Annotated in this window: 22 protein-coding genes; 11 read left to right on the top strand and 11 right to left on the bottom strand. The window is 62.7% G+C overall.

Annotated elements, in window-relative coordinates; all coding sequences use genetic code 11:
- Positions 1-119: 119 nt before the first annotated feature.
- Both AC3G7M_RS01665 and AC3G7M_RS01660 read left to right on the top strand, forming a co-directional pair.
- Positions 120-704 (top strand): LOG family protein, encoded by a 585-nt coding sequence (locus AC3G7M_RS01665; protein ID WP_489214011.1) that lies wholly within the window; start codon positions 120-122, stop codon positions 702-704.
- Between the two features lie 27 nt (positions 705-731).
- The gene (locus tag AC3G7M_RS01660; RefSeq protein ID WP_489214010.1) at positions 732-1,568 is read left to right on the top strand and encodes a 23S rRNA (adenine(2030)-N(6))-methyltransferase RlmJ; all 837 of its coding nucleotides are present in this window, start codon (positions 732-734) and stop codon (positions 1,566-1,568) included.
- A gap of 4 nt (positions 1,569-1,572) precedes the next feature.
- Here the strand turns inward: AC3G7M_RS01660 and AC3G7M_RS01655 are convergent, their stop codons facing one another.
- The 6 genes from AC3G7M_RS01655 to AC3G7M_RS01630 all read right to left on the bottom strand — a co-directional run bounded on the left by AC3G7M_RS01655 (position 1,573) and on the right by AC3G7M_RS01630 (position 6,533).
- Positions 1,573-2,109, bottom strand: coding sequence for a lipocalin family protein (locus AC3G7M_RS01655; protein ID WP_489214009.1), 537 nt, complete (start codon positions 2,107-2,109; stop codon positions 1,573-1,575).
- 155 nt (positions 2,110-2,264) lie between these two features.
- The gene (locus tag AC3G7M_RS01650; RefSeq protein ID WP_489214008.1) at positions 2,265-3,404 is read right to left on the bottom strand and encodes a glutathione-independent formaldehyde dehydrogenase; all 1,140 of its coding nucleotides are present in this window, start codon (positions 3,402-3,404) and stop codon (positions 2,265-2,267) included.
- A gap of 33 nt (positions 3,405-3,437) precedes the next feature.
- Positions 3,438-4,259 carry an alpha/beta fold hydrolase gene (locus AC3G7M_RS01645; protein WP_489214007.1) on the bottom strand — a complete coding sequence of 274 codons (822 nt, stop codon included), beginning with the start codon at positions 4,257-4,259 and terminating at the stop codon, positions 3,438-3,440.
- A 319-nt stretch (positions 4,260-4,578) separates the two neighbouring features.
- Positions 4,579-5,172 carry an NUDIX domain-containing protein gene (locus tag AC3G7M_RS01640; RefSeq protein ID WP_489214006.1) on the bottom strand — a complete coding sequence of 198 codons (594 nt, stop codon included), beginning with the start codon at positions 5,170-5,172 and terminating at the stop codon, positions 4,579-4,581.
- Positions 5,169-5,804, bottom strand: coding sequence for a 2OG-Fe(II) oxygenase family protein (locus AC3G7M_RS01635; RefSeq protein ID WP_489214005.1), 636 nt, complete (start codon positions 5,802-5,804; stop codon positions 5,169-5,171). Before AC3G7M_RS01635 ends, AC3G7M_RS01640 begins: the two co-directional genes overlap by 4 nt.
- Before the next feature lie 69 nt (positions 5,805-5,873).
- On the bottom strand, positions 5,874-6,533 hold the full coding sequence (locus tag AC3G7M_RS01630) for a ribonuclease D (protein WP_489214004.1): 660 nt from the start codon (positions 6,531-6,533) through the stop codon (positions 5,874-5,876).
- Between the two features lie 143 nt (positions 6,534-6,676).
- Between AC3G7M_RS01630 and AC3G7M_RS01625 the strand changes: the two genes are divergently transcribed.
- Positions 6,677-7,591 carry an ROK family protein gene (locus AC3G7M_RS01625; protein WP_489214003.1) on the top strand — a complete coding sequence of 305 codons (915 nt, stop codon included), beginning with the start codon at positions 6,677-6,679 and terminating at the stop codon, positions 7,589-7,591.
- Between the two features lie 34 nt (positions 7,592-7,625).
- Positions 7,626-8,432 carry an inositol monophosphatase family protein gene (locus AC3G7M_RS01620; RefSeq protein ID WP_489214002.1) on the top strand — a complete coding sequence of 269 codons (807 nt, stop codon included), beginning with the start codon at positions 7,626-7,628 and terminating at the stop codon, positions 8,430-8,432.
- Between the two features lie 21 nt (positions 8,433-8,453).
- Here the strand turns inward: AC3G7M_RS01620 and AC3G7M_RS01615 are convergent, their stop codons facing one another.
- Positions 8,454-8,816 carry a hypothetical protein gene (locus AC3G7M_RS01615; protein ID WP_489214001.1) on the bottom strand — a complete coding sequence of 121 codons (363 nt, stop codon included), beginning with the start codon at positions 8,814-8,816 and terminating at the stop codon, positions 8,454-8,456.
- Between AC3G7M_RS01615 and AC3G7M_RS01610 the strand changes: the two genes are divergently transcribed.
- From AC3G7M_RS01610 to panS, 3 genes are all read left to right on the top strand, one after another.
- Positions 8,793-9,098, top strand: a complete 306-nt coding sequence (locus AC3G7M_RS01610) for a HigA family addiction module antitoxin (RefSeq protein WP_489214000.1) — start codon at positions 8,793-8,795, stop codon at positions 9,096-9,098. The genes AC3G7M_RS01615 and AC3G7M_RS01610 overlap by 24 nt on opposite strands.
- Before the next feature lie 120 nt (positions 9,099-9,218).
- Positions 9,219-10,406, top strand: coding sequence for a permease (locus AC3G7M_RS01605; protein ID WP_489213999.1), 1,188 nt, complete (start codon positions 9,219-9,221; stop codon positions 10,404-10,406).
- Positions 10,407-10,536: 130 nt separating this feature from the next.
- The gene (gene panS / locus AC3G7M_RS01600; RefSeq protein ID WP_489213998.1) at positions 10,537-11,496 is read left to right on the top strand and encodes a ketopantoate/pantoate/pantothenate transporter PanS; all 960 of its coding nucleotides are present in this window, start codon (positions 10,537-10,539) and stop codon (positions 11,494-11,496) included.
- Here panS and AC3G7M_RS01595 read toward each other — a convergent pair.
- From AC3G7M_RS01595 to AC3G7M_RS01585, 3 genes are read right to left on the bottom strand one after another with little or no spacing between them, the layout of a single operon-like run.
- A complete protein-coding gene (locus AC3G7M_RS01595) occupies positions 11,472-12,176 on the bottom strand; it encodes a M24 family metallopeptidase (RefSeq protein WP_489213997.1) in 705 nt (234 codons plus the stop codon). The genes panS and AC3G7M_RS01595 overlap by 25 nt on opposite strands.
- Entirely contained in the window at positions 12,173-12,529 is a 357-nt protein-coding gene (locus AC3G7M_RS01590; protein ID WP_489213996.1) for a 2Fe-2S iron-sulfur cluster-binding protein, read from the bottom strand. Before AC3G7M_RS01590 ends, AC3G7M_RS01595 begins: the two co-directional genes overlap by 4 nt.
- A 4-nt stretch (positions 12,530-12,533) precedes the next feature.
- Entirely contained in the window at positions 12,534-13,931 is a 1,398-nt protein-coding gene (locus AC3G7M_RS01585; RefSeq protein WP_489213995.1) for an APC family permease, read from the bottom strand.
- A gap of 189 nt (positions 13,932-14,120) precedes the next feature.
- Here AC3G7M_RS01585 and pdxR point away from each other — a divergent pair, with 189 nt between their 5' ends.
- From pdxR to AC3G7M_RS01570, 3 genes are all read left to right on the top strand, one after another.
- Positions 14,121-15,602: a MocR-like pyridoxine biosynthesis transcription factor PdxR gene (pdxR, locus tag AC3G7M_RS01580; protein ID WP_489213994.1), complete on the top strand. Its 1,482-nt coding sequence runs from the start codon at positions 14,121-14,123 to the stop codon at positions 15,600-15,602.
- A 67-nt stretch (positions 15,603-15,669) separates the two neighbouring features.
- On the top strand, positions 15,670-15,909 hold the full coding sequence (locus AC3G7M_RS01575) for a lipoyl domain-containing protein (RefSeq protein WP_489213993.1): 240 nt from the start codon (positions 15,670-15,672) through the stop codon (positions 15,907-15,909).
- Positions 15,910-15,973: 64 nt separating this feature from the next.
- The gene (locus tag AC3G7M_RS01570; protein WP_489213992.1) at positions 15,974-16,468 is read left to right on the top strand and encodes a peptide deformylase; all 495 of its coding nucleotides are present in this window, start codon (positions 15,974-15,976) and stop codon (positions 16,466-16,468) included.
- Between the two features lies 1 nt (position 16,469).
- Here AC3G7M_RS01570 and AC3G7M_RS01565 read toward each other — a convergent pair whose 3' ends face one another.
- Positions 16,470-17,465, bottom strand: coding sequence for an AraC family transcriptional regulator (locus tag AC3G7M_RS01565; protein WP_489213991.1), 996 nt, complete (start codon positions 17,463-17,465; stop codon positions 16,470-16,472).
- A 97-nt stretch (positions 17,466-17,562) separates the two neighbouring features.
- On the opposite strand from AC3G7M_RS01565, the gene AC3G7M_RS01560 reads away from it, so the two are divergent.
- On the top strand, positions 17,563-18,768 hold the full coding sequence (locus AC3G7M_RS01560; protein ID WP_489213990.1) for an MFS transporter: 1,206 nt from the start codon (positions 17,563-17,565) through the stop codon (positions 18,766-18,768).
- Positions 18,769-18,835: the final 67 nt, after the last annotated feature.

Genomic DNA, 18,835 nt, shown 5'->3' with positions numbered 1-18,835 from the left:
GACGCCGTCGGAGACCTTTGCCGAGAACCGGCGGCATGGCCCGCGTTTTCGCGGTTGCGGCCCCGCTTTCTTCATGGTCAGTCATCTATTGGGTTACCCTGTTGCAAAGGACGAACGGAATGCCGGCGATCAAAGCGGTTACAGTTTTCGGCGGTGCGTCTTCGGGGAACAGCCCGCTTTTCCGAGAGGCGGCGACGGCGCTGGGTGAGAAACTGGCGAAGGCCGGGATTACGGTCATCTTCGGCGGCGGCAGTATCGGCATGATGGGAGCGGTCGCCGATGGCGCGCTGGCGGCCGGTGGCGAGGTGATCGGCATCATCCCGGATTTTCTGGCCCGCCGCGAGGTCGCTCATACCAAGGTGACTGAGATGATCGTCACCGACAGCATGCACAGCCGCAAGCGCCGGATGTTCGAGATGTCGGACGCCTTCGTGACCCTGCCGGGTGGCCTGGGCACGCTGGATGAGACATTCGAGATGATCACCTGGCGCCAGCTTGATCTGCATGACAAGCCGGTCCTGATCTGCGACATCGACGGCTGGGGCCTGATATTCGCCGATATGGTCGATAGCTACATCGAGATGGGCTTCGCGCCTGAGCATTCGCGGGACTTTTTCGAGGTGCTGGACAGCGTGGACGCCATCGTCGAGCGGCTGCAGGAACTGCCCGTGGTTGAGACGGCGACATCCGTCTCTCGCCTCTGATCCTGCCACTTCGGATTATCGGCCGCCGTGAACTATCGCCACGCCTTCCATGCCGGCAATTTCGCCGACTGCATGAAGCATGTCCTTCTGCTCTGGCTCCTGCGGGCGCTGGGGCGGAAGGACGCCGGTTTCCTGACCCTTGATACGCATGCCGGCGTCGGGCGCTACGATCTGTCCGGCCCGGAAGCGAGCCGAACCGGCGAATGGCAGTCCGGGATCGGCCGGCTGCAAGCGGCGCGGGCGAAAGCCCGCCGACTGCCGGACGGCATCCTCGACTATCTCGATCTCGTGGAGCGCCTAGGGCTTTATCCGGGTTCGCCCGCGCTGGTCGAGGCTGTGCTGCGGCCGCAGGACCGGTTGATCTGCTGCGAACTCCACCCGGATGATTGTGCCGCCTGCCGGGCAGAGTTTCGCGGCAACCGCCAGGTCAGCGTGCATCTGCGGGATGGGTATGAGGCGATGCGCGCTTTTCTGCCGCCGAAGGAGCGCCGGGGCCTTGTGCTGATCGACCCGCCCTATGAACAGACGGATGAGTTCGCCAACCTGACCCAGGCGCTGCGCCAAGGGTACGAGAAATTTCGCGGCGGCGTCTTCGCAGCCTGGTATCCGATCAAGCATCGCGGGCCAGTGCGCGTTTTTCACACGGCTGTGGCCGAGGCTGGCATTCGCGATGTGGTGGCAGCCGAACTGCTGCTGCGCGAGCCACTGGACCCGAACCGGTTGAACGGCAGCGGCCTGCTCATCGTCAATCCGCCCTGGCCCTTTATGACCACGGCGCCTGCGCTATTGCAGGCGCTGGCGGATATCCTGGGCGATGGTGAGGAAGGCGTAGGCTTCCGGCTGACGCGCGTCGCACCGGAGTAACTGTTCAGGGCTGCTTAGTGCGCAAAAGCGTTGAGGTATCATAGCCCAGCGCCTGGACACGGGCGATTAGCGCATCAACCTCGGCGGGGGGGAGCACCGGCTTGCGCGCCAGAATCCAGAGATAGCGGCCGCTGGGGTCACCGACGATCGCCCAGGCATAATCCTCGGCGTGGTCGAGAATCCAGTAATTGCCGATATAGATGGGGCCGAAGAAACTGACCTTGAGCTGGGTATTGCCGGTATTGGGAATAACATAGGCCAGAGCCTTGGCTTGGCGGGTGCGCCCATCCGGTTCGCGGCAGGTATTGACGATCGCAAGCTTGCCACTGGGCCTCAGGCTGTAATCGGCGGTGACGCCTTCGCAGCCCTTCTGGAACGACTGTTCATAGCGGGCAATCTCGTACCAGCGGCCGAGATAGGCCTGGACCGAGACCGGTTTAGCGGGTTCAGGGACATGGGCGTTGCCCACGGGATGCTGCTGGAAGAAGACGCCGCAGCCCGCGAGGGCAATAAGCGGTGCTCCGATCAGCGCCGTCCTCATCAACCGGGAGACGGGTCGGCGCTTAAGCCTGGACGATAGCATGAGGATACCTGATCTATGTCTGCCGATAGGAAGATAAGCGCACTGGTACAGGTGTCCAGCGGCGCGTCACGGCAGATATAGCCGGCGCGTCAGACGCGCCGGCTAGTTTCAGGTCAGGCGGCAGGCTTGAGCACAACCTTCGTCCAGCCTGTGTCGCGATCATCGAAATGCTTGTAGGCATCGGGAGCCTGGGCAAGCGGCAGACGCTGTGAAATAATCTGCGAGGGCTTCGCGCGGCCGTGTTCGATGAGATTCATCAGCCGCCGGTTGTAAGTTTTCACATTGCATTGGCCGGTGCCGATCTTCTGCCCCTTGAACCAGAAGCTTCCGAAATCGAAGGCCATTTTGCCTTCCTTCTCAAGATCGCTGGAGGCATTGGGGTCTTGTGGCACGAAAACGCCCACGACGCCGATGCCGCCGGTCGCTTTCGTGCTCTGGACCAGGGCGTTCATCGTCGCATTATTGCGTTCCTTGCCATGCCGATCACAGCACTGGTAGCCGACGCATTCGCATCCCCGATCGGTGCCACGGCCGTTGGTGGCATCCAGGATCTGCTTGACCGGGTCATCGGCGCGCAGGTTGATAGGCTTAGCGCCCATTTTGCGCGCAAGGTCGAGGCGGTCATCATGGGAGTCAACCACAAAGACCTCAGACGCACCCTTGATGATTGCCGAATGCGCCGCCATCAGTCCGACAGGCCCTGCGCCGTAGATCGCGATGCTCTCACCGGGTTGCAGGCCGGAGAGTTCGGTTGCGTGCCAGCCTGTCGGGAAAATGTCGGAGAGCATGACATAGTCATCTTCTTTCTCCGCTGCATCCTCTGGCAGTTTGAGGCAGTTGAAATCAGCGAAAGGCACGCGCAGCAGTTCCGCCTGGCCGCCATCCCAGGGGCCCATTTCAGCGAATCCATAAGCGGCACCGGCTGTCCCCGGATTGGCAGTCAGACAGAAACCGGTCAGACCCCGCTCGCAATTCTCGCAAAATCCGCAAGCGACATTGAAGGGAATACAAACAAGATCACCCTTGCGGATGGTCTGCACGCCGCTGCCGACCTCGACAACCTCTCCGAGGGTTTCATGGCCGAAAATCTTGCCTTTTTCAAAGCTCGTGCGACCTTCATACATGTGCAGATCGGAACCGCAGATATTCGTCGTGGTCAGGCGAATAATAACATCGGTGGGCTTTTCGATCTTGGGGTCGGGAACCGTCGAGACGGAAACGTCGCGCGGTCCGTTATAAACAACTGCTTTCATGAAACTTGGTCCTGGTAATTTTGGTATTTGCGATTAGCGCGCAAGAAAGTCGAGCAGATCGGCGTTCAGCCGTTCCGGCGCGGTGGCAAAAAGGCCATGCGGTTCGCCCTCATATTCGATGAAGGTCGCATGCGGGATTGCGGCTGCCGCTGCGCGGCCGGTGGCATCAATCGGCACGGTCTTGTCGCCGGTGCCATGAATGATAAGGGTCGGAATGGTAAAGGCAGCCATATCGCCGCGGAAATCCGTTTTACCGAAGGCGGTCACGCAATCGATCGTCGCCTTGGGGCTCGCCATGATGGCCAGCAGGAATGTCCAGTCAAGAAGCGCAGAGCTTACCGTGCGAGAGACGAGGCTGACCCCATAGAACTCCTTGCCAAAGGTCTGCAGGAAATCAAAGCGATCCCTGCGGATATTGGCAATCATCTCATCGAAGACGGATTCATCAACGCCATGTGGATTGGAGTCAGACTTCAGCAGATAAGGTGCTACGGATGATACGAGGACAGCCTTAGCAATCCGACTGGTACCATGCCGGCTGAGATAGCGAGCGACCTCGCCACCGCCCATCGAGAAGCCGAGAAGCGTGGCCCCTGTGACATTCTGCGTCTCCAGAACCGTCGCCAGATCATCGGCCAAGGTGTTATAGTCGTACGGGCCGATGGGATGGCCGGAGAGGCCGAAGCCGCGCCGGTCATAGGTGATGACGCGATAGCCGGCCTCAAGGAGGGCCAAAGTCTGATATTCGAACATATCGCCGGTCAGCGGCCAGCCATGAATGAGCACGACCGGCTGTCCCGATCCGGTATCCTTGACGTGCAGCGATGTGCCGTCCTGCGTTTGGACATAGGCCATTCCATAATCCTTTGCGTGCGTGCCGATCGAGCGCTCATTCGGAAGAGCCGCTCTCGTGACCTGATCAGGCCGTGGGCTAAGGATGGTGATGCGCCCGGATACACACAGCGTTTGTCGCGCTGACGTGATGGCTGGGTGTGAAGCCGATCATCAGAAGACTGTGAAGATGTTGCAGCAGGAGACACATGCCGCGGGGACCAAGGCGTTTCATCGCTGCTATTATTTGCCCGCGTGCGGCAGGTCACTAACGCTACTGGCTAATCGGCCATCAGTGCTGTCTTGGTTTGCGGCATTGTCTTACGAGGACCAACAAGACAGTTCAGCGACGCGGGTCTTCGACCCCGTTCAACTTTGCCCATTGCAGCAGCATGATTGTCTTGGCATCGACGATACCACCTGAGGTGATCAGCCTGACCGCTGCGTCGAGCGGCATTTCCACGACCTCGATATCTTCGCCTTCGGCTTTCAGACCGCCGCCGTTTCCGGTGCGGTCACGCTCGGAATAGACGGCCGTGAAAAACGAAATCTTCTCCGTAAAGCAGCCGGGGCTCATGAAAGCGTCGAAGACATGAAGCGGGCGGGTGATGCGATAGCCCAGCTCCTCCTCGGCTTCACGGATAATCGCGGTTTCCGGGTCGTCCTTGTCCAGCATGCCCGCGCAGACTTCCAGCATGGGATGCGGATATCCGTTTAGATAGGTGACGAAGCGGATCTGGCGGACGAGAAGCACCGTGCCGCGGGCGGGATCGTACGGCAGCAGGGCGGCTGCATTGCCGTGGTCATAGACCTCCCGCCGCAGGGGCTGCCAAGTGCCGTCCTGCCGCCGCTGCTCGAAATCGAGGCGGCGGAGGAGGTATTTGTCGTGAGAGAGAACCGTCTCCGCGATATCGCGAATGGGGCTCTCTTCGCTCACGCGGCGGCCGAGGTTAGGCGCTTGATGAAGGCCGAGATTTTGTGGCGGCGCATTTCGGACCGCGCGGTCGCGTCCGTCGTCATATAATTGAGCTGGATGACGTAGCGCTGGCCGACGAACTGCTTATGGCCGTGCCAGGTGGTGGGGCCATTAGGGAAGACCAGCAGCGTGCCATTCACAGGCGGCACTTCCCGGACGTAATCCTCGATATCGTCCGGGCCGCGCAGCAGGCGCAGGCAGCCTTCGCGCCGCGCCCAGGCCTCGGTCTCGGGGTTCAGATAGAGCAGGATCGTGACCCGCTTGGTGGTGCTGTCGCAATGGATGCGGCCGTCCTTTTCGCGGGATGCACCGCGCAGCGTCACCATGGTCGGCGCGCCGTCCAGATTGAGGCCGAATTTGCGGGCCACGGCGTCGCGGAAGCGGGGGCCTTCCAGCTCTTCCATCAGGGCCTTGGCATGCGGCCCGAGGCGGAGCGAATCGATCGGGAAGGAGCCGCCCTTGCTGAGCTTGGGCAATTCGCTGACGACGGCGGCCAGCGTCTCCGGCAATACGAAATTCTCAACAAGGATATGACTATAGGGATCGTTCGTGACGGGGGTCGCTTCAAAAGCCTGATAATCAAGGTCGGTCATGGCCGTGTCCCGGTCTTAGGAGAGGATCGAGTTTAGCACATCGTGTCCCGGGTGCGAGCCGCGCCGGGCTCAGCCCCGATGGGCGAAGATGTCAGGCTCGTCATAGCCCAGAAGGTCCAGTTCGCAGCGGGCGGGCAGGAACTCGAAGCAGGCCTGCGCCAGATCACGCCGGTTTTCGCGGATCAGCAAGGCTTCGAGCCTTGCCCAGAGCGCGTGCAGATACAGCACGTCCGACGCCGCGTAGGCCAGCTGCTCCGGCGTCAGTTCGGGGTTGCCCCAGTCGCTGGTTTGCTGCTGCTTGGAAATATCGACGCCCAGCAATTCCCGGCAGAGGTCGCGCAGGCCATGCCGCTCGGTGAAGGTACGAACCAGCTTCGCGGCGATTTTCGTGCAGATGACGGGCGAGGCCTTGATGCCGAGGGCATGGAACAGGATGCCGACATCGAAGCGCGCGAAATGCATCAGTTTCAGACGGGCCGGATCGGCCAGCATGGCCTTCAGATTGGGACAGTCATAGCCGCGGCCGCCGAGAGCCTCGGGGATGAGCTGGACCAGATGGGCCTGTCCGTCGCCGGCCGAAAGCTGGATCAGGCACAGCCGGTCACGCCGTGGGTCTAGCCCCATGGTCTCGGTATCGACGGCGATGGAGGACCCAAGATCGAGATCGGGCGGCAAATCATGCCGGTGCAGATGGATGGTGGCATGGGGCAGAAACTGGGTTGTGACCATGCTGGTTGCCTAGCGGATGGGGCTGCCCGCCTCAAGCATCATCGGCGCTTCGCTGACGGGATGACAGCTGTGCTGCCGCGCGGCATAAGTGCTGATCAAGGCGCGCGCATCAAGACGCGTCCGATTGCGGGAAACGGAAGATCATGCTGATCGGCATCGACTGGGGTGGCACCAAGATCGAAGGCATCGCCATGACGCCGGCCGGGGAGCAGATCGCCAGGCTACGCGCCGACACGCCGCGCCATGATTATGAGGGCTGCCTCACCGTTATCGCCGATCTGGTGGCGCGGCTGGAGACGGAGGCCGGTGGCACCGGCACGCTCGGCATCGGCATTCCCGGCTCGCTGGAGCCGAAATCGCGGCTGGGTAAAGGTGCGAGTTCCACCTGGCTGCTGGGACGGCCGGTTGAGGCCGATTTGCGTCGCGTGCTGGGGCGGGAGATCCGGGTCGAGAATGACGCCGATTGTCTGGCGGCATCCGAAGCGGTGGATGGCGCCGGGGCCGGGTTCAATGTCGTTTTCGCCGTCATCCTGGGCACCGGGGCGGGCGCCGGTATCGCGGTTGGCGGCCGCGCCCATCACGGCCCCAATAATAGTGCCGGCGAATGGGGCCATAACCCGCTGCCGATGCCAAACCTGACCGAACTCCCCGGCACGCCGTGCTATTGTGGCAAGCATGGCTGCATGGAGACCTGGGTTTCCGGCCGCGCCTTCCGCGCCGATTACCTACGACACGCACCGCCAGACATGGACCCCGAGACCATCACGACGCCCGGAATCATCCAGAAAATGCGGGACGGCGACCGGCTCGCCGGACTGATCTGGCAGCGCTACGTAGACCGTGTGGCGCGGGGACTGTCTCTCGTCGTCAATGCGCTCGACCCCGATATCTTCGTGATGGGCGGCGGCATGTCGAATGTCGACGAACTGTATCGTGACCTGCCGGACGTCCTGGCGCGCTATACTTTCTCCACCGTATTTCACACCCCGATCCGCCGTGCCGTGCATGGCGACAGCAGCGGCGTGCGCGGCGCCGCCTGGCTGTGGCGTGAAGCCTGAGCCGCTGATCTGCATCGTCCACGAAAGAGAACACATGACGGATTTTGATCTTGATGCCCGTTTCGCCTTCGGCACGCGTCTGGTGGAGGAGGCGGCGGCGCTGGCCCTGGGCTATTTCCAGAGCCTCGGCACGCTGACGATCAAAAGCAAGGGCCCGCAGGACATGGCGAGCGAGGCCGACCTCAATACGGAAATCCTGATCCGTGACCGTCTGGCCGCTTCCTTCCCGGAAGACGCCTTTCTGGGCGAGGAGACCGGCCGCACGGAGGCCGTCGATGGTGCGCGGGGCATCTGGGTGGTCGATCCCATCGACGGCACGCAGCCCTTCGTCAGCAATATGCCGAACTGGTGCGTCTCCATCGCCTTCGTACTCGACGGACGCACCGAACTCGGCTTCGTGGCCGCGCCCGCGCGCCACGAAGTTTTCATTGCCCGCCGTGGTCAGGGTGCCACGCTGAACGGCAAGCCGATCCACGTCCGCCCCAACGCCCGGATCACCGACGGGTTGATGGGCATGGGCCATTCGGCGCGCATTCCGCCGCAGAAATTCCTGCCGCTGCTGGAAGCCGTGCTCAACGAGGGCGGCATGTTCTTTCGCAATGGGTCCGGCGCGCTGATGCTGTGTGACGTCGCCTGCGGCCGGCTGGTGGGCTATGTCGAGCAGCACATCAATTCCTGGGACTGCCTCGCGGCACTCTGCATCATCGAAGCGGCCGGTGGTGTCGTCAGCGACTTCCTGGCCGATGATGGCATGTGGACAGGCCGGCCGCTGGCCGCGGGCGCGCCCGATGTTTTCCCCTTCCTGGCAGGACTAGTGGGTGTGAAGGCGCTGAACGGCTGAGTAGTCGCAAGATGGAGTATTTTACGTTTGACGTAAGACGTAATACACGCCATCTTGCTTTCCGGCATGATCAAGAGTTTTCGCTCGAAATTCCTGCAGGATCTCTTGGAAGGCCGTGCAGGCGATCCGGCCTGGAAGCCATTCGAGCGTGTGGCGCGCCGGAAATTGCTGATGCTCGATGCGGCCCGAAGCCTGGATGATCTCCGTTCTCCGCCAGGCAACCGGCTCGAAGCGCTCAGGCGGGATCGGCTGGGTCAGCATTCCATTAGAGTGAACGATCAGTACCGCCTCTGCTTTGTATGGGCAGGTGACGGTGTCACCGATGTCGAAATTGTCGATTACCATTGAGAAGGTGTTGCGATGGACAAGACCTTGCTGATCCATCCTGGCGAAATTCTGAAGGAAGAGTTTCTGCAGGCGCATGGCATCAGCGCCAACAAGCTGGCGCAAAACCTGGGCATTCCAACCAATCGCGTGACGGCCATCATCAATGGCACAAGGCGGATCACGGGCGAGACTGCCATTCTGCTGGGCCATGCTTTCGCGACCTCGCCAGAATTCTGGCTGAATCTGCAGCTTCGCTATGATCTCGATCTCGCCCGCATGACCGTGTCGGCGGATGCGATCCGCAATGCCGATGACTTCGCGCGGAGCATGGCTGCCTGAGCATTATCGGCCGAATGAAAGGCTAGACCTTCCCATGTTGGAAAGGTCTAGCCTGCCTGTCGTGCGTAGTGAGGGATTGCGGCTGGCCCGCTCTCCGGTGCGTAAGGCGGGAGGCGGTCGATGGACAGAGTGCTGATGGATCTCGAACAGGCGGGCATGCTCGCCTTCGGCATGGCGTGGCAGGTGGGCTGGAGCCTTGTCCTCGGCTTCGCCATTTCGGCGCTTTTGCAGACCCTCGTCTCCAAGAATGGGATGCAGAAGGCGCTGGGCCGCAACGGGCTGCGGGAGATTACGCTCGCGACGCTAGCAGGGGCGGCGAGTTCCAGCTGCTCCTATGCCTCCGCTGCCATCAGCCGCACCCTGTTCAAGCGGGGCGCGGCGCTGGTGCCGAGCCTGGCTTTCCTCTTCGCTTCGACCAATCTCGTCATCGAACTTGGTGTCGTGCTGCTGCTGCTGATGGGCTGGCAGTTCATGGCGGGCGAGTGGATCGGCGGCGTCGGGCTGATCGCGGTCCTGGCACTCATCGTCAAGCTCACCTACCCGGCGAAGCTCGTCGAGGAAGCGCGGAAATTCCCGGAAGCCGGCGGCCATGCCCATGATCATGGGGATATGGCCGAGGCGGCTGGTAGCCTCGGGCAGAAGCTTGGGCGGCGTCAGACCTGGGTTCACGCGTCCCACAGCTTCGTCATGGACTGGAAGATGCTGTGGAAGGACATCGTCCTCGGCTTCGTCATTGCGGGCGCCCTGGGCGCCTTGGTGCCCGATGGCCTGTGGCAGGCGCTTTTCATCAAAGGGGCAAGCCCCTGGATTCAGGTGCCGGCCAATGCCCTGCTCGGGCCGATCGTCGCCATGCTCTCCTTCGTCTGCTCCATCGGCAATGTACCCATGGCGGCGATCCTGTGGGGATCGGGCGTCAGCTTCGGCGGTGTGCTGGCTTTCCTCTTCGCTGACCTCATCGTGCTGCCCTTGCTTGATGTCTATCGGCGCACCTATGGCTGGAAGATGGCCGCCTATATCGGCGGCGTCTTTTACGCAACGATGGTGATCGCGGCGCTAATTATGGATCTGGCCTTCAACGGCCTGGGTTGGATACCGGCGCGCAATCCGCATGCGGTCGCTGCGATGGAGCATGTCTCAATCAATTATACCTTCTGGCTAAACATCCTGTTCGGGCTGGTGGCTGTGGGCGCCGTTATTCTGGCGAAGCGCAATCCGATGCAGATGGCGCCGCGCCCTTGCTGCGGCCATCAGGCGGCGAAGACAAAGTCCGTGATGGCCGCTGCTCCGCATCGTCACCACTCTCACTGAAAGAAAAAGCAGATCGGCGGTTTCGGCTATTTTCCTGTCTGAAGAAACGCGATAGGCGACACAATCTTCCCCCCCTTGCCGTGCGTCGCTTCGGTCCTGAAGCATCGCTCACGACCGGAGACACTGCGTCATGCGTTTGGTCACCCGCCTGTTCCCGCTTTGGGCCTTGCTGATCGCGGTCGCGGCCTTCCTGATGCCGCCCACCTTCAAGCCGATCCTGCCCTGGGTCACACTGCTGCTGGGCATCATCATGTTCGCCATGGGCGTGACCCTCACCCCGGCTGATTTCCGGCGTGTCGCGCGGGAGCCGGCGCCAGTCGCGGCCGGCCTCGTGCTGCATTACATCATCATGCCGCTGGCGGCCTTTGTGATCGCCAAGATCCTGGGCCTGCCGCCGCAGCTGGCGGTCGGCATGGTGCTGGTCGGCTCGGTCGCGAGCGGCACCTCCTCCACCGTCATGGTCTATCTGGCGGGGGGTGATGTCGCGCTGTCGGTGACGATCAGCGCCGTCTCCACCCTCGTCGGTGTCATCGCGACACCGCTGCTGGTGCGGCTCTATGTGGCCCACGGTATCGAAGTGAATGTGATGGGCCTGCTGCTCAGCATCGTTCGCATCGTCCTGGTGCCCGTGGCGCTGGGCGTCTTCGTCAATGTCGTGGCGCATGGTCTGGTGCGGCGGGTGGAGCCGATCCTGCCGCTGGTCTCGATGGCGGCGATCCTGCTGATTATCGCGGCCGTGGTCGCGGGCACGGCTGGCGCCATCGCCACGGTCGGGCCGATCGTCTTCCTGGCCGTCGTTCTGCATAACGGCATCGGCTATGCGGGCGGCTACTGGGGCGGCCGGCTGCTCGGCTTCGACGAAAGCATCTGCCGCACGCTGGCTTTTGAGGTCGGTATGCAGAATTCCGGTCTCGCGGCGACTTTGGGCAAGGTCTATTTCACGCCGCTTGCAGCCCTGCCGGGTGCGATCTTTTCGGTCTGGCACAATATCTCAGGCTCGCTTCTGGCGGGATATTGGAACGGCCGGCAGCCGCGCGCCGTAGCGGCGCACGGCACAAGCGGCGCTCAGCCCTTGAAATCAGGAAAATAGCTGTCGTCGAGCAGCATATCTTCATAGAAGGCGCCGTAGCCGTCGGTCGGATGGCGGATATGGATTTCGAGCACCCAGAGCAGCGGCGAGGGTGTGAAGTCCACATCCATCATCGGCCCATCATAGATCGCCGCATGGGGAAAATCGGACAGCCGGTGCCCTGACAGGTCAAGGTTCAGTTCCCATCCGAGCGCACGGGCCTCGGCCGCGGCGAAATCATACAAAACCTTGCCGCTGGCTTTGTCGGTCTCCCATTTGCGGCGCACCGTGTGGAAGAGCGCACGGGCATCGCGCGCGCAGCGTGCCATGTCGGCATTGTCGCCGACGGTAAAGGTATCGCCCCCGTCACCTTCCCATTCCTGCCAGACCGGACCGATATCGATCAGGAAGATATCCGTCTCCTTCAGCACGATGCCCGGATCGGACGCAGCGCCGAAGGTCTTCAGCGTATTGGAGCCGAAACGCACATAAACATCGTGCCAGCCGCGTACCATCTCTTGCTCGCCGAGAATGTCCTTGGCCATTTCGACCGCGTCTTCCTCCACCATCCCCGGCTTTACCCGTGCGGCAATGGCATGGATGGTTTTGCGCGTCATGCCCCGGACTTTGAGCATGGTCTCCTTCGCGAAGGCGGGACCGACCGCTTCCAGCGCAGTCTGTTGATCGATCAGGTCATTCATGAGGGTGTCTCCATATGTGACGGGTCTGAGGTCGTCACCCGCGGGCGTGTGGGTGGCGTGTCTAGACGGAAGGAGAGCCCCTCCGACTGCTCATTCAGCGTGATCTGGCAGGCAAGCCTATGGCCGGGTCCTGCGCCGGGCAGGACCCCCAACAGGCGGGCTTCATTGCGGGACGGCGCGGGCAGCCGCATCGTCCAATCGGCAGCCACGACGACGCGACAGGTGCCGCAGGCGCAGCGCCCGCCGCAGATGCTGCGGATGCCACTCTCCGCCCGGCGGAATGCGGAGAGCAGCGTCTCTCCGCATTCCGCCGCGACGGGTTGGCCGTCGAGCAGGATGGTCACGCGAGTCATAGCGTCAGGCATCCTGGTGACCCATCAACTCAGGCGCGAATCCGCTGGCGGGGAGACGGCTATGGCGGAATTTGATCCAGGCACCGCCGATAATGAGGTAGGCCAGGAACAGATACGGGAAATACTTCACCGGGGCCGGCGGCACAGGATAGACGCTGCCGACGGTCGGGATCGTCAGAAGTATGAGCGATGCGGCGGCAAGCGCGAGATGCCAGGGTTTGAACGCGCCGATCGACTTCAGATAGACCGGGGCCGCGATCGAGACCAGAATATAGGGCAGCAGAAAGCCGAAGGCCGCCAGCGTGCCGGCATCGTTGAAAACATCCAGCGGCGCCATGCCGCGCAGGACGCTGATCGTCGGCGCCAGAAATGAGATCCCGCCCATGATGATGACGGCGACATGCGGTGTTTCGTTCCTGGCATGAGAATCGGCCGTGGCGCTATGGAACAGACCTTGCTGACCCATGGAGTAGATGACGCGCCCGCCGGCATTGAGGCAGGACAGGTTGAGGGCGAAGAAGCTGATCATCGCGCAGGCGGAGAGCGGTGCTTGCAGGAAGGGCAGATGCACCAGCTGCGCCATGACGTTCAGCGGCGCATCGATCTGATCCAGCGTCGTCTTATAGCCATGCGTCGTCTGCACCATGACATAGGTGACGAAGACGAAAAAAGCGCCCGCGATGACAAGGCTGAGCCAGACCGAACGGGGAATGGATTTCAGCGGATCGCGCGCTTCATCCCCGAAAGCGGTGGCGGATTCAAACCCGACCAGGCTGAAGATGGCGACGACAACGCCAAGACCGAGGTTGGACAAGGGAAGATGCGCGGTATCGACCTGCGTCGGATCGACCGTGAAACCGTGCATCCCAAGCGCGATGAGGCAGAGAATGGTGATCAGCGTCATCGAGACGCCCTCGAAGATCAGCATGACCTTGGCCGAGAGGGTGACATTCTTCCAGGCGCAATAGCCGGAGACGGCGACGCAGACGGCAAACAGCAGAACGGCCGGCGCATGGATGCCGATCATGCCGAGCAGCGCGCCGGCAAAAATCGCAAAGCCCGTGGCGCCGGCGACAGAGATGCCGATATAGGCCCAGATCAGGGACCAGCCGCCGATGCCGCCCGCGTTATTGCCAAGTCCGCGGCGGATATAGCCATACATGGAGCCCGAGCTCGCCGAGCGCGAGGCGAATTGGTTGAGGCTGAATGCCACGAACAGCAGCATGACAGTGCCGAGCGCATAGGACAGCCAGCTCCAATTCCCGGTGTTGGAATACATCACAGGGATAATCAAGGCGGCGGTCATGGTCGGCGAGATGAGCGCAATATTTTGCGCCAGCAACTCATAGGGGCCAAGGCAATTGGCCTTCAGCGCCCGCATGGCGGGCATTGGCGATACCATGGGCGTCATCCTTTCGAAGCGGGCCGCATCAGTGCGGTCCGTTGTCATGAGGTGGCGCCGTAAGACTTCAGCGTAGCCTGCCCGGAATTTGGGTTCTGTGCCCATTAAGTCTGTTGCCGAAGCTAGGGTGGTGGTGGATGGTATGGAACATCCAGTTTTGGGAACTTGGCTGGTCCAGTTGAGGTTCACATGCTTCGGCCCTGGCATTTGCAGATTCTGATCAACCGAGACGGGCCGACGCCTGCCTATCTCCAGATCTCCCATGCGCTGATCGAAGCTATTCGCCGCGGCCGACTGGCCTCCGGCAGCGCTTTGCCCGGTACCCGCCGCCTTGCTTCCCAGCTTGGCGTCAACCGCAAGACCGTCGAGCAGGCCTATGATGAGATGGTGGCGCAGGGCTGGCTGACTGCCGAGGCGACGCGCGGCACGTTTGTCTCAGCGTTGCTTCCGGCCATCGGTCCGGTGGCATCATCCGTGTCCGTGCCGTCCGTGCAGGCGCCGGAATTCACCCTGCGCCGCAAGGCGCCCGACCTGCCGCTGATGCTGCCGCGGCCGGGCCAGCTCGTCTTCGATGATGGCGCGCCGGACACCAGGCTGATGCCGGCGGAGCTGCTGGCGCGAACCTATCGGCGGGTTCTGCTGGATGCATCCCGCCACAACAGGCTGGGTTACGGCGATCCGCGCGGCAGCCTCGCCCTTCGCCAGGCGGTGGCCGAGATGCTGAAGCAGGATCGCGGGCTGGAATGCGGACCAGACAATATCTGCCTGACGCGCGGCAGCCAGATGGGCATCTATCTGTCCGCCCGCCTAGTGGCCGAGCCCGGCGATGCTGTTGTGGTGGAACGGCTGACCTACCCGCCCGCGCGGGAGGCGTTTCGCGCGGCCGGTGCCACCATCCTCAGTGTCGGACTGGATGACCAGGGCATGCGCGTGGATGAGCTGGAAGCCTGCTGCCGCCGGCAACGGGTGCGTGCCGTCTATGTCACGCCGCATCACCAGTTTCCGACGACGGTCCTGATGCCCCCGGAGCGGCGCATTCGGCTACTCGCACTTGCGGAGCAATTCGGCTTCGCCATCGTCGAAGATGATTACGATCACGAGTTTCACTTTGCCCATCGGCCGATGCTGCCGATGGCCAGCCTGCACGGCTGGGGCAAGCTGCTTTACATCGGCTCGCTGTCGAAGCTGCTCTCCCCCAGCCTGCGCATCGGCTATCTGGTCGCGGCCGAGGCCGCGATCGCGCGCGCGGCCGGAGAAATCATGCTGATCGACCGTCAGGGCGATCCGGTCACCGAACTGGCGGCGGCCGAGCTGATGACGAGCGGCGCAGTGAAAAGCCATACCCGCAAGGTGCTGCGGGTCTATGCCGAGCGGCGTGGCTGCCTGGCCGAGGCGCTGCGAGCGCAGTTGCCCGATGCCGTCGAATTTTCCTTGCCACTGGGCGGACTTGCGATCTGGGCGCGCTTCGCCGGCGGGCTTGATCCGGTGGCGATTGCCGCGGCGGCCCAGAAGCTTGGTGTGGGGTTTACGCCGGGTGCCGCGTTTTCCTCCGGCGGCGACGGGGCAGCCGCTGGCGCGCGGCTGGGTTTTGCCAGCATGAATCCGACCGAACTGGTGGAGGCAGTCGGCCGGCTTGCCGCGGCCGTCCGGCAGGCAGCCGTGCGGCGTTGATCCTGGTCAATGAGTCCGGTCTCGGAATGACCTAGTCTATTTCCTAAGAAAAAACCGGGAGAGTCATATGACCGATATCAGTTTGCATGAAGACCTGTGGCGCAACAGCATGCTGCCCGAGGGCATTCTGGAACGCTGGTATGTGGCCAGCGGCGCGGATGTCGCCTCCGGTCAAAAGGTCGCGGAAGTCCGCATTGAAAGCGCCTTGCATGAAATCATGGCCCCGGCCGCGGGCCGCATCACGATTTTGACCGAGTCGAACGGCGTTGTGGAGCCGGGGTCTGTCGTCGGGCGATTGGCGCATTAGACCACCGTCCTTCTGCCTTGGCGGACGGCTTCAGGCCCAGGCGGTTTTGGGATAGCACAGTGTTATGAGCCTTCGTGACATCGTGACCTTTCCCGACCCGCGTCTGCGCCAGGCCGCAAGGCGCGTCACGGTCTTTGACGAGCAGCTGAAAACACTGTCGGAGGACCTGCTTGACACCATGCGTGCGGCCCCCGGCATCGGCATTACCGGTCCGCATATCGGCGAGGCTTGGCGGGTCACCGTGCTTGAACTGTCACCAGGCACGGTCCGCATTTACGTCAATCCCGAGATTGCCTGGCAATCGGACGACGCCCAGGCGCATGAGGAAGGCAGCATTTCCATGCCCGGCGCCGCCGAGACCGTTCTGCGCCCCGCGCGCGTAAGGGTGACCTATCAGGATCTGGCCGGCGCCACCCATACTGAAGAGGCAGAGGGACTGCTGGCCGTCTGCCTGCAGCATGAGATTGACCAATTGGATGGCATCTTCTGGATACAGCGTCTGTCCCGCCTGAAGCGGGAGATGCTGGTCAAGAAATGGACCAAGCAGCGGAGGCGCTGATCTAGGCCGCAGGAAAATCCGCAGGGGCATTCTGCATGGCCTGCGATAGCCGGGCGCTGCCGGGCGGATGCCCCGTTACGCGTTTGAAGGCCCGGCTGAAGGCTGCCTGCGACGCGTAGCCCAGGCGATGCGCCACGGCATCGATCGGCATCTGCTCGCTTCCCATCCATTGCGTGGCGAGACGCATGCGCAGCTCCGCCGTGTAGCGCAGCGGCGTCACACCGGTGACAGCATGAAAGCGCTCGGCAAAGACCGAGCGGGAACTGCCGGTTTCGGCCGCCAGATCCGCGACCGTCCAACTCCGGCCAGGGTCGCGATGCAGCGCCGCGATGGCTCCCGCAAGCCGCGGATCGCGCAAGGCATCGACCAGGCCCGCGGCACCATCGCAACCGCATTCAACCCAGCCGCGCACGATGATGGCGGAGAGGACATCGGCCAGCCGCGCCAGAATGCCGGCGAAGCCCACCCGCCGCCCGCAGACCTCACTCTCCATGGCTTTCAGGATCGGCATGACCTCGGGGTGCCGCTCGGACAGCGTGCCGACGATCATGACTTCCGGCATCAGCCGCACCAAACGCTGCATGCCACCCAGATCGAATTCCATGCAGCTGCTGAAGATGATGGTATTGTCAGGACAGCCCGGCTTGCCGGCGCAATCCTTGATGTCCGACAGCGCATCGCAAACCGGCTCGTTCGCGAAGCTGGTGATGTCGCGGCAGGGTAGATCGATGTCCGACAGCAGCTGGTGCATGCCGCCATGCGGCAGGAAGACGGCGGTGCCCGCGGGCAGGCTGGAGACTGCGCCGGTTGCATCGCGCAGGAACACGGTGCCGGCCACCACGACATGCAGATGCGCGCGTGGCACGGCGTCGCCGAAGCTGACCCCAAAAGGGGGGGTTACCTCAATCCGGCGATACTGAACCCCGCGCAGACGCATGCCGAGGAGCAGTTCGCTCATCAGGTCCGGCGAGGGACGTGTCACGCTGGTTTCGGCCATGTCAGGACTTACGATCAAATATTACGGATTTTCTATCATAGATCGTCTGAGTTGCCCAGGCTATCCTACGGCAACTGAGTGGATTGAGGACGATGCGATGAGCGATATCCTGGAACGGAGCTGGACGGCAGAGGTGCCGGAGAGGGCATCCTGGCCTGCGGTCTTCTCCCTGACTTTGGGCGTGTTCAGCCTGGTGACGGCCGAGTTTCTGCCTGCAAGCCTGCTGACGCCCATGGCCCGGGGTCTACATATATCGGAAGCGCTGGCGGGGCAGGCGGTGACGGCGACTGCGGTTGTGGCTCTCATCGCGGCACTTCTGGCTGCCGTCGTCACCCGTGGCCTGGACCGCCGCCTGGTTCTGATGGGATTTTCGATTCTGCTGATCGCATCAAACCTGCTGGTGGCGGCGGCACCGAACTTCGCGTGGCTGTTGCTGGGGCGTGTGTTGCTTGGCATTGGCCTGGGCGGATTCTGGAGCATGGCAACGGCTGTCGCAATCAGGCTGGTGCCGACACCCATGGTGCCGCGTGCATTGTCCATTCTGTTCAGCGGGGTATCGGTCGCGACCATCGTGGCCGTGCCGCTCGGCAGCTATCTGGGCGGACTTTACGGGTGGCGCAGCGTCTTCCTGTTGGGGACCGTCATCGGCGTGGTGACCTTGCTGTGCCAGATGGCCTTCCTACCCCGCCTAGTCTCCAACCACGCCGCGCGACTGTGGACGCTGGTCGAGGTGCTGCAGCTTCCGGGCATGGGGCTTGGCGTGCTGTGCTGCGTGCTGGTCTTTGCCGGGCACTTCGCGCTCTTCACCTATGTCCGTCCCTTTCTGGAAAGCATGGCCGGCGTTGGCACCAATGGCATCGCGCTCATGCTGCTTGGGTTCGGCGTGGCGAATTTCGTCGGAACCTTCCTCGCCGGCTTTGTGCTGGAGCGCAGCCTGCGCCTGACACTGACCCTGCCGCCGCTGATGATCGGCGCGGTCGGTTTAGGTCTTGCCGCCTTGCATGTCGGGCTGCCGGTGCATGCGCTGTTCGTGGCTGTCTGGGGTCTGGCCTTCGGGGCCATGCCGGTCGGCTGGTCAACCTGGACGGCACGGGCCGCCCCCGACGAAACCGAGAGTGCTGGCGGCCTTCTCGTCGCTGCCATTCAGATTGCCATAGCAGCCGGTGCAGCCTTGGGCGGTTTGGTATTCGGCTTCAGCGGCGTGGCAGGCGTTTTTGCTACGGGTGGGATCGTGCTGCTGCTGACTGCTGGTGTCGTCGTGATGCGCGTCACGCGGCACTTGCCGGGACAATCGGCCGCTTGACCGCGGCCCAGCCTTTTACGGTCATGTCCGAAAACGGCGAGCGGCAGAGGGCAGGGCATGGCATAAC

The organism is Acidisoma sibiricum (genome assembly GCF_057837225.1).
The sequence above is the reverse complement of the archived record's forward strand: the minus strand, read 5'-3'. Positions and strand labels throughout refer to the sequence as shown.

Bases quoted from the DNA above. Each gene is read 5' to 3' on its own strand.
- AC3G7M_RS01650 (WP_489214008.1), bottom strand. From the start codon at position 3,404: ATGAAAGCAGTTGTTTATAACGGACCGCGCGACGTTTCCGTCTCGACG.
- pdxR (WP_489213994.1), top strand. From the start codon at position 14,121: ATGCTTCGGCCCTGGCATTTGCAGATTCTGATCAACCGAGACGGGCCG.
- AC3G7M_RS01590 (WP_489213996.1), bottom strand. From the start codon at position 12,529: ATGACTCGCGTGACCATCCTGCTCGACGGCCAACCCGTCGCGGCGGAA.
- AC3G7M_RS01605 (WP_489213999.1), top strand. From the start codon at position 9,219: ATGGACAGAGTGCTGATGGATCTCGAACAGGCGGGCATGCTCGCCTTC.
- AC3G7M_RS01585 (WP_489213995.1), bottom strand. From the start codon at position 13,931: ATGGTATCGCCAATGCCCGCCATGCGGGCGCTGAAGGCCAATTGCCTT.
- AC3G7M_RS01560 (WP_489213990.1), top strand. From the start codon at position 17,563: ATGAGCGATATCCTGGAACGGAGCTGGACGGCAGAGGTGCCGGAGAGG.
- AC3G7M_RS01565 (WP_489213991.1), bottom strand. From the start codon at position 17,465: ATGGCCGAAACCAGCGTGACACGTCCCTCGCCGGACCTGATGAGCGAA.
- AC3G7M_RS01595 (WP_489213997.1), bottom strand. From the start codon at position 12,176: ATGAATGACCTGATCGATCAACAGACTGCGCTGGAAGCGGTCGGTCCC.
- AC3G7M_RS01610 (WP_489214000.1), top strand. From the start codon at position 8,793: ATGGACAAGACCTTGCTGATCCATCCTGGCGAAATTCTGAAGGAAGAG.
- AC3G7M_RS01665 (WP_489214011.1), top strand. From the start codon at position 120: ATGCCGGCGATCAAAGCGGTTACAGTTTTCGGCGGTGCGTCTTCGGGG.
- AC3G7M_RS01620 (WP_489214002.1), top strand. From the start codon at position 7,626: ATGACGGATTTTGATCTTGATGCCCGTTTCGCCTTCGGCACGCGTCTG.
- AC3G7M_RS01575 (WP_489213993.1), top strand. From the start codon at position 15,670: ATGACCGATATCAGTTTGCATGAAGACCTGTGGCGCAACAGCATGCTG.
- AC3G7M_RS01615 (WP_489214001.1), bottom strand. From the start codon at position 8,816: ATGGATCAGCAAGGTCTTGTCCATCGCAACACCTTCTCAATGGTAATC.
- AC3G7M_RS01625 (WP_489214003.1), top strand. From the start codon at position 6,677: ATGCTGATCGGCATCGACTGGGGTGGCACCAAGATCGAAGGCATCGCC.
- AC3G7M_RS01630 (WP_489214004.1), bottom strand. From the start codon at position 6,533: ATGGTCACAACCCAGTTTCTGCCCCATGCCACCATCCATCTGCACCGG.
- AC3G7M_RS01645 (WP_489214007.1), bottom strand. From the start codon at position 4,259: ATGGCCTATGTCCAAACGCAGGACGGCACATCGCTGCACGTCAAGGAT.
- panS (WP_489213998.1), top strand. From the start codon at position 10,537: ATGCGTTTGGTCACCCGCCTGTTCCCGCTTTGGGCCTTGCTGATCGCG.
- AC3G7M_RS01635 (WP_489214005.1), bottom strand. From the start codon at position 5,804: ATGACCGACCTTGATTATCAGGCTTTTGAAGCGACCCCCGTCACGAAC.
- AC3G7M_RS01570 (WP_489213992.1), top strand. From the start codon at position 15,974: ATGAGCCTTCGTGACATCGTGACCTTTCCCGACCCGCGTCTGCGCCAG.
- AC3G7M_RS01655 (WP_489214009.1), bottom strand. From the start codon at position 2,109: ATGAGGACGGCGCTGATCGGAGCACCGCTTATTGCCCTCGCGGGCTGC.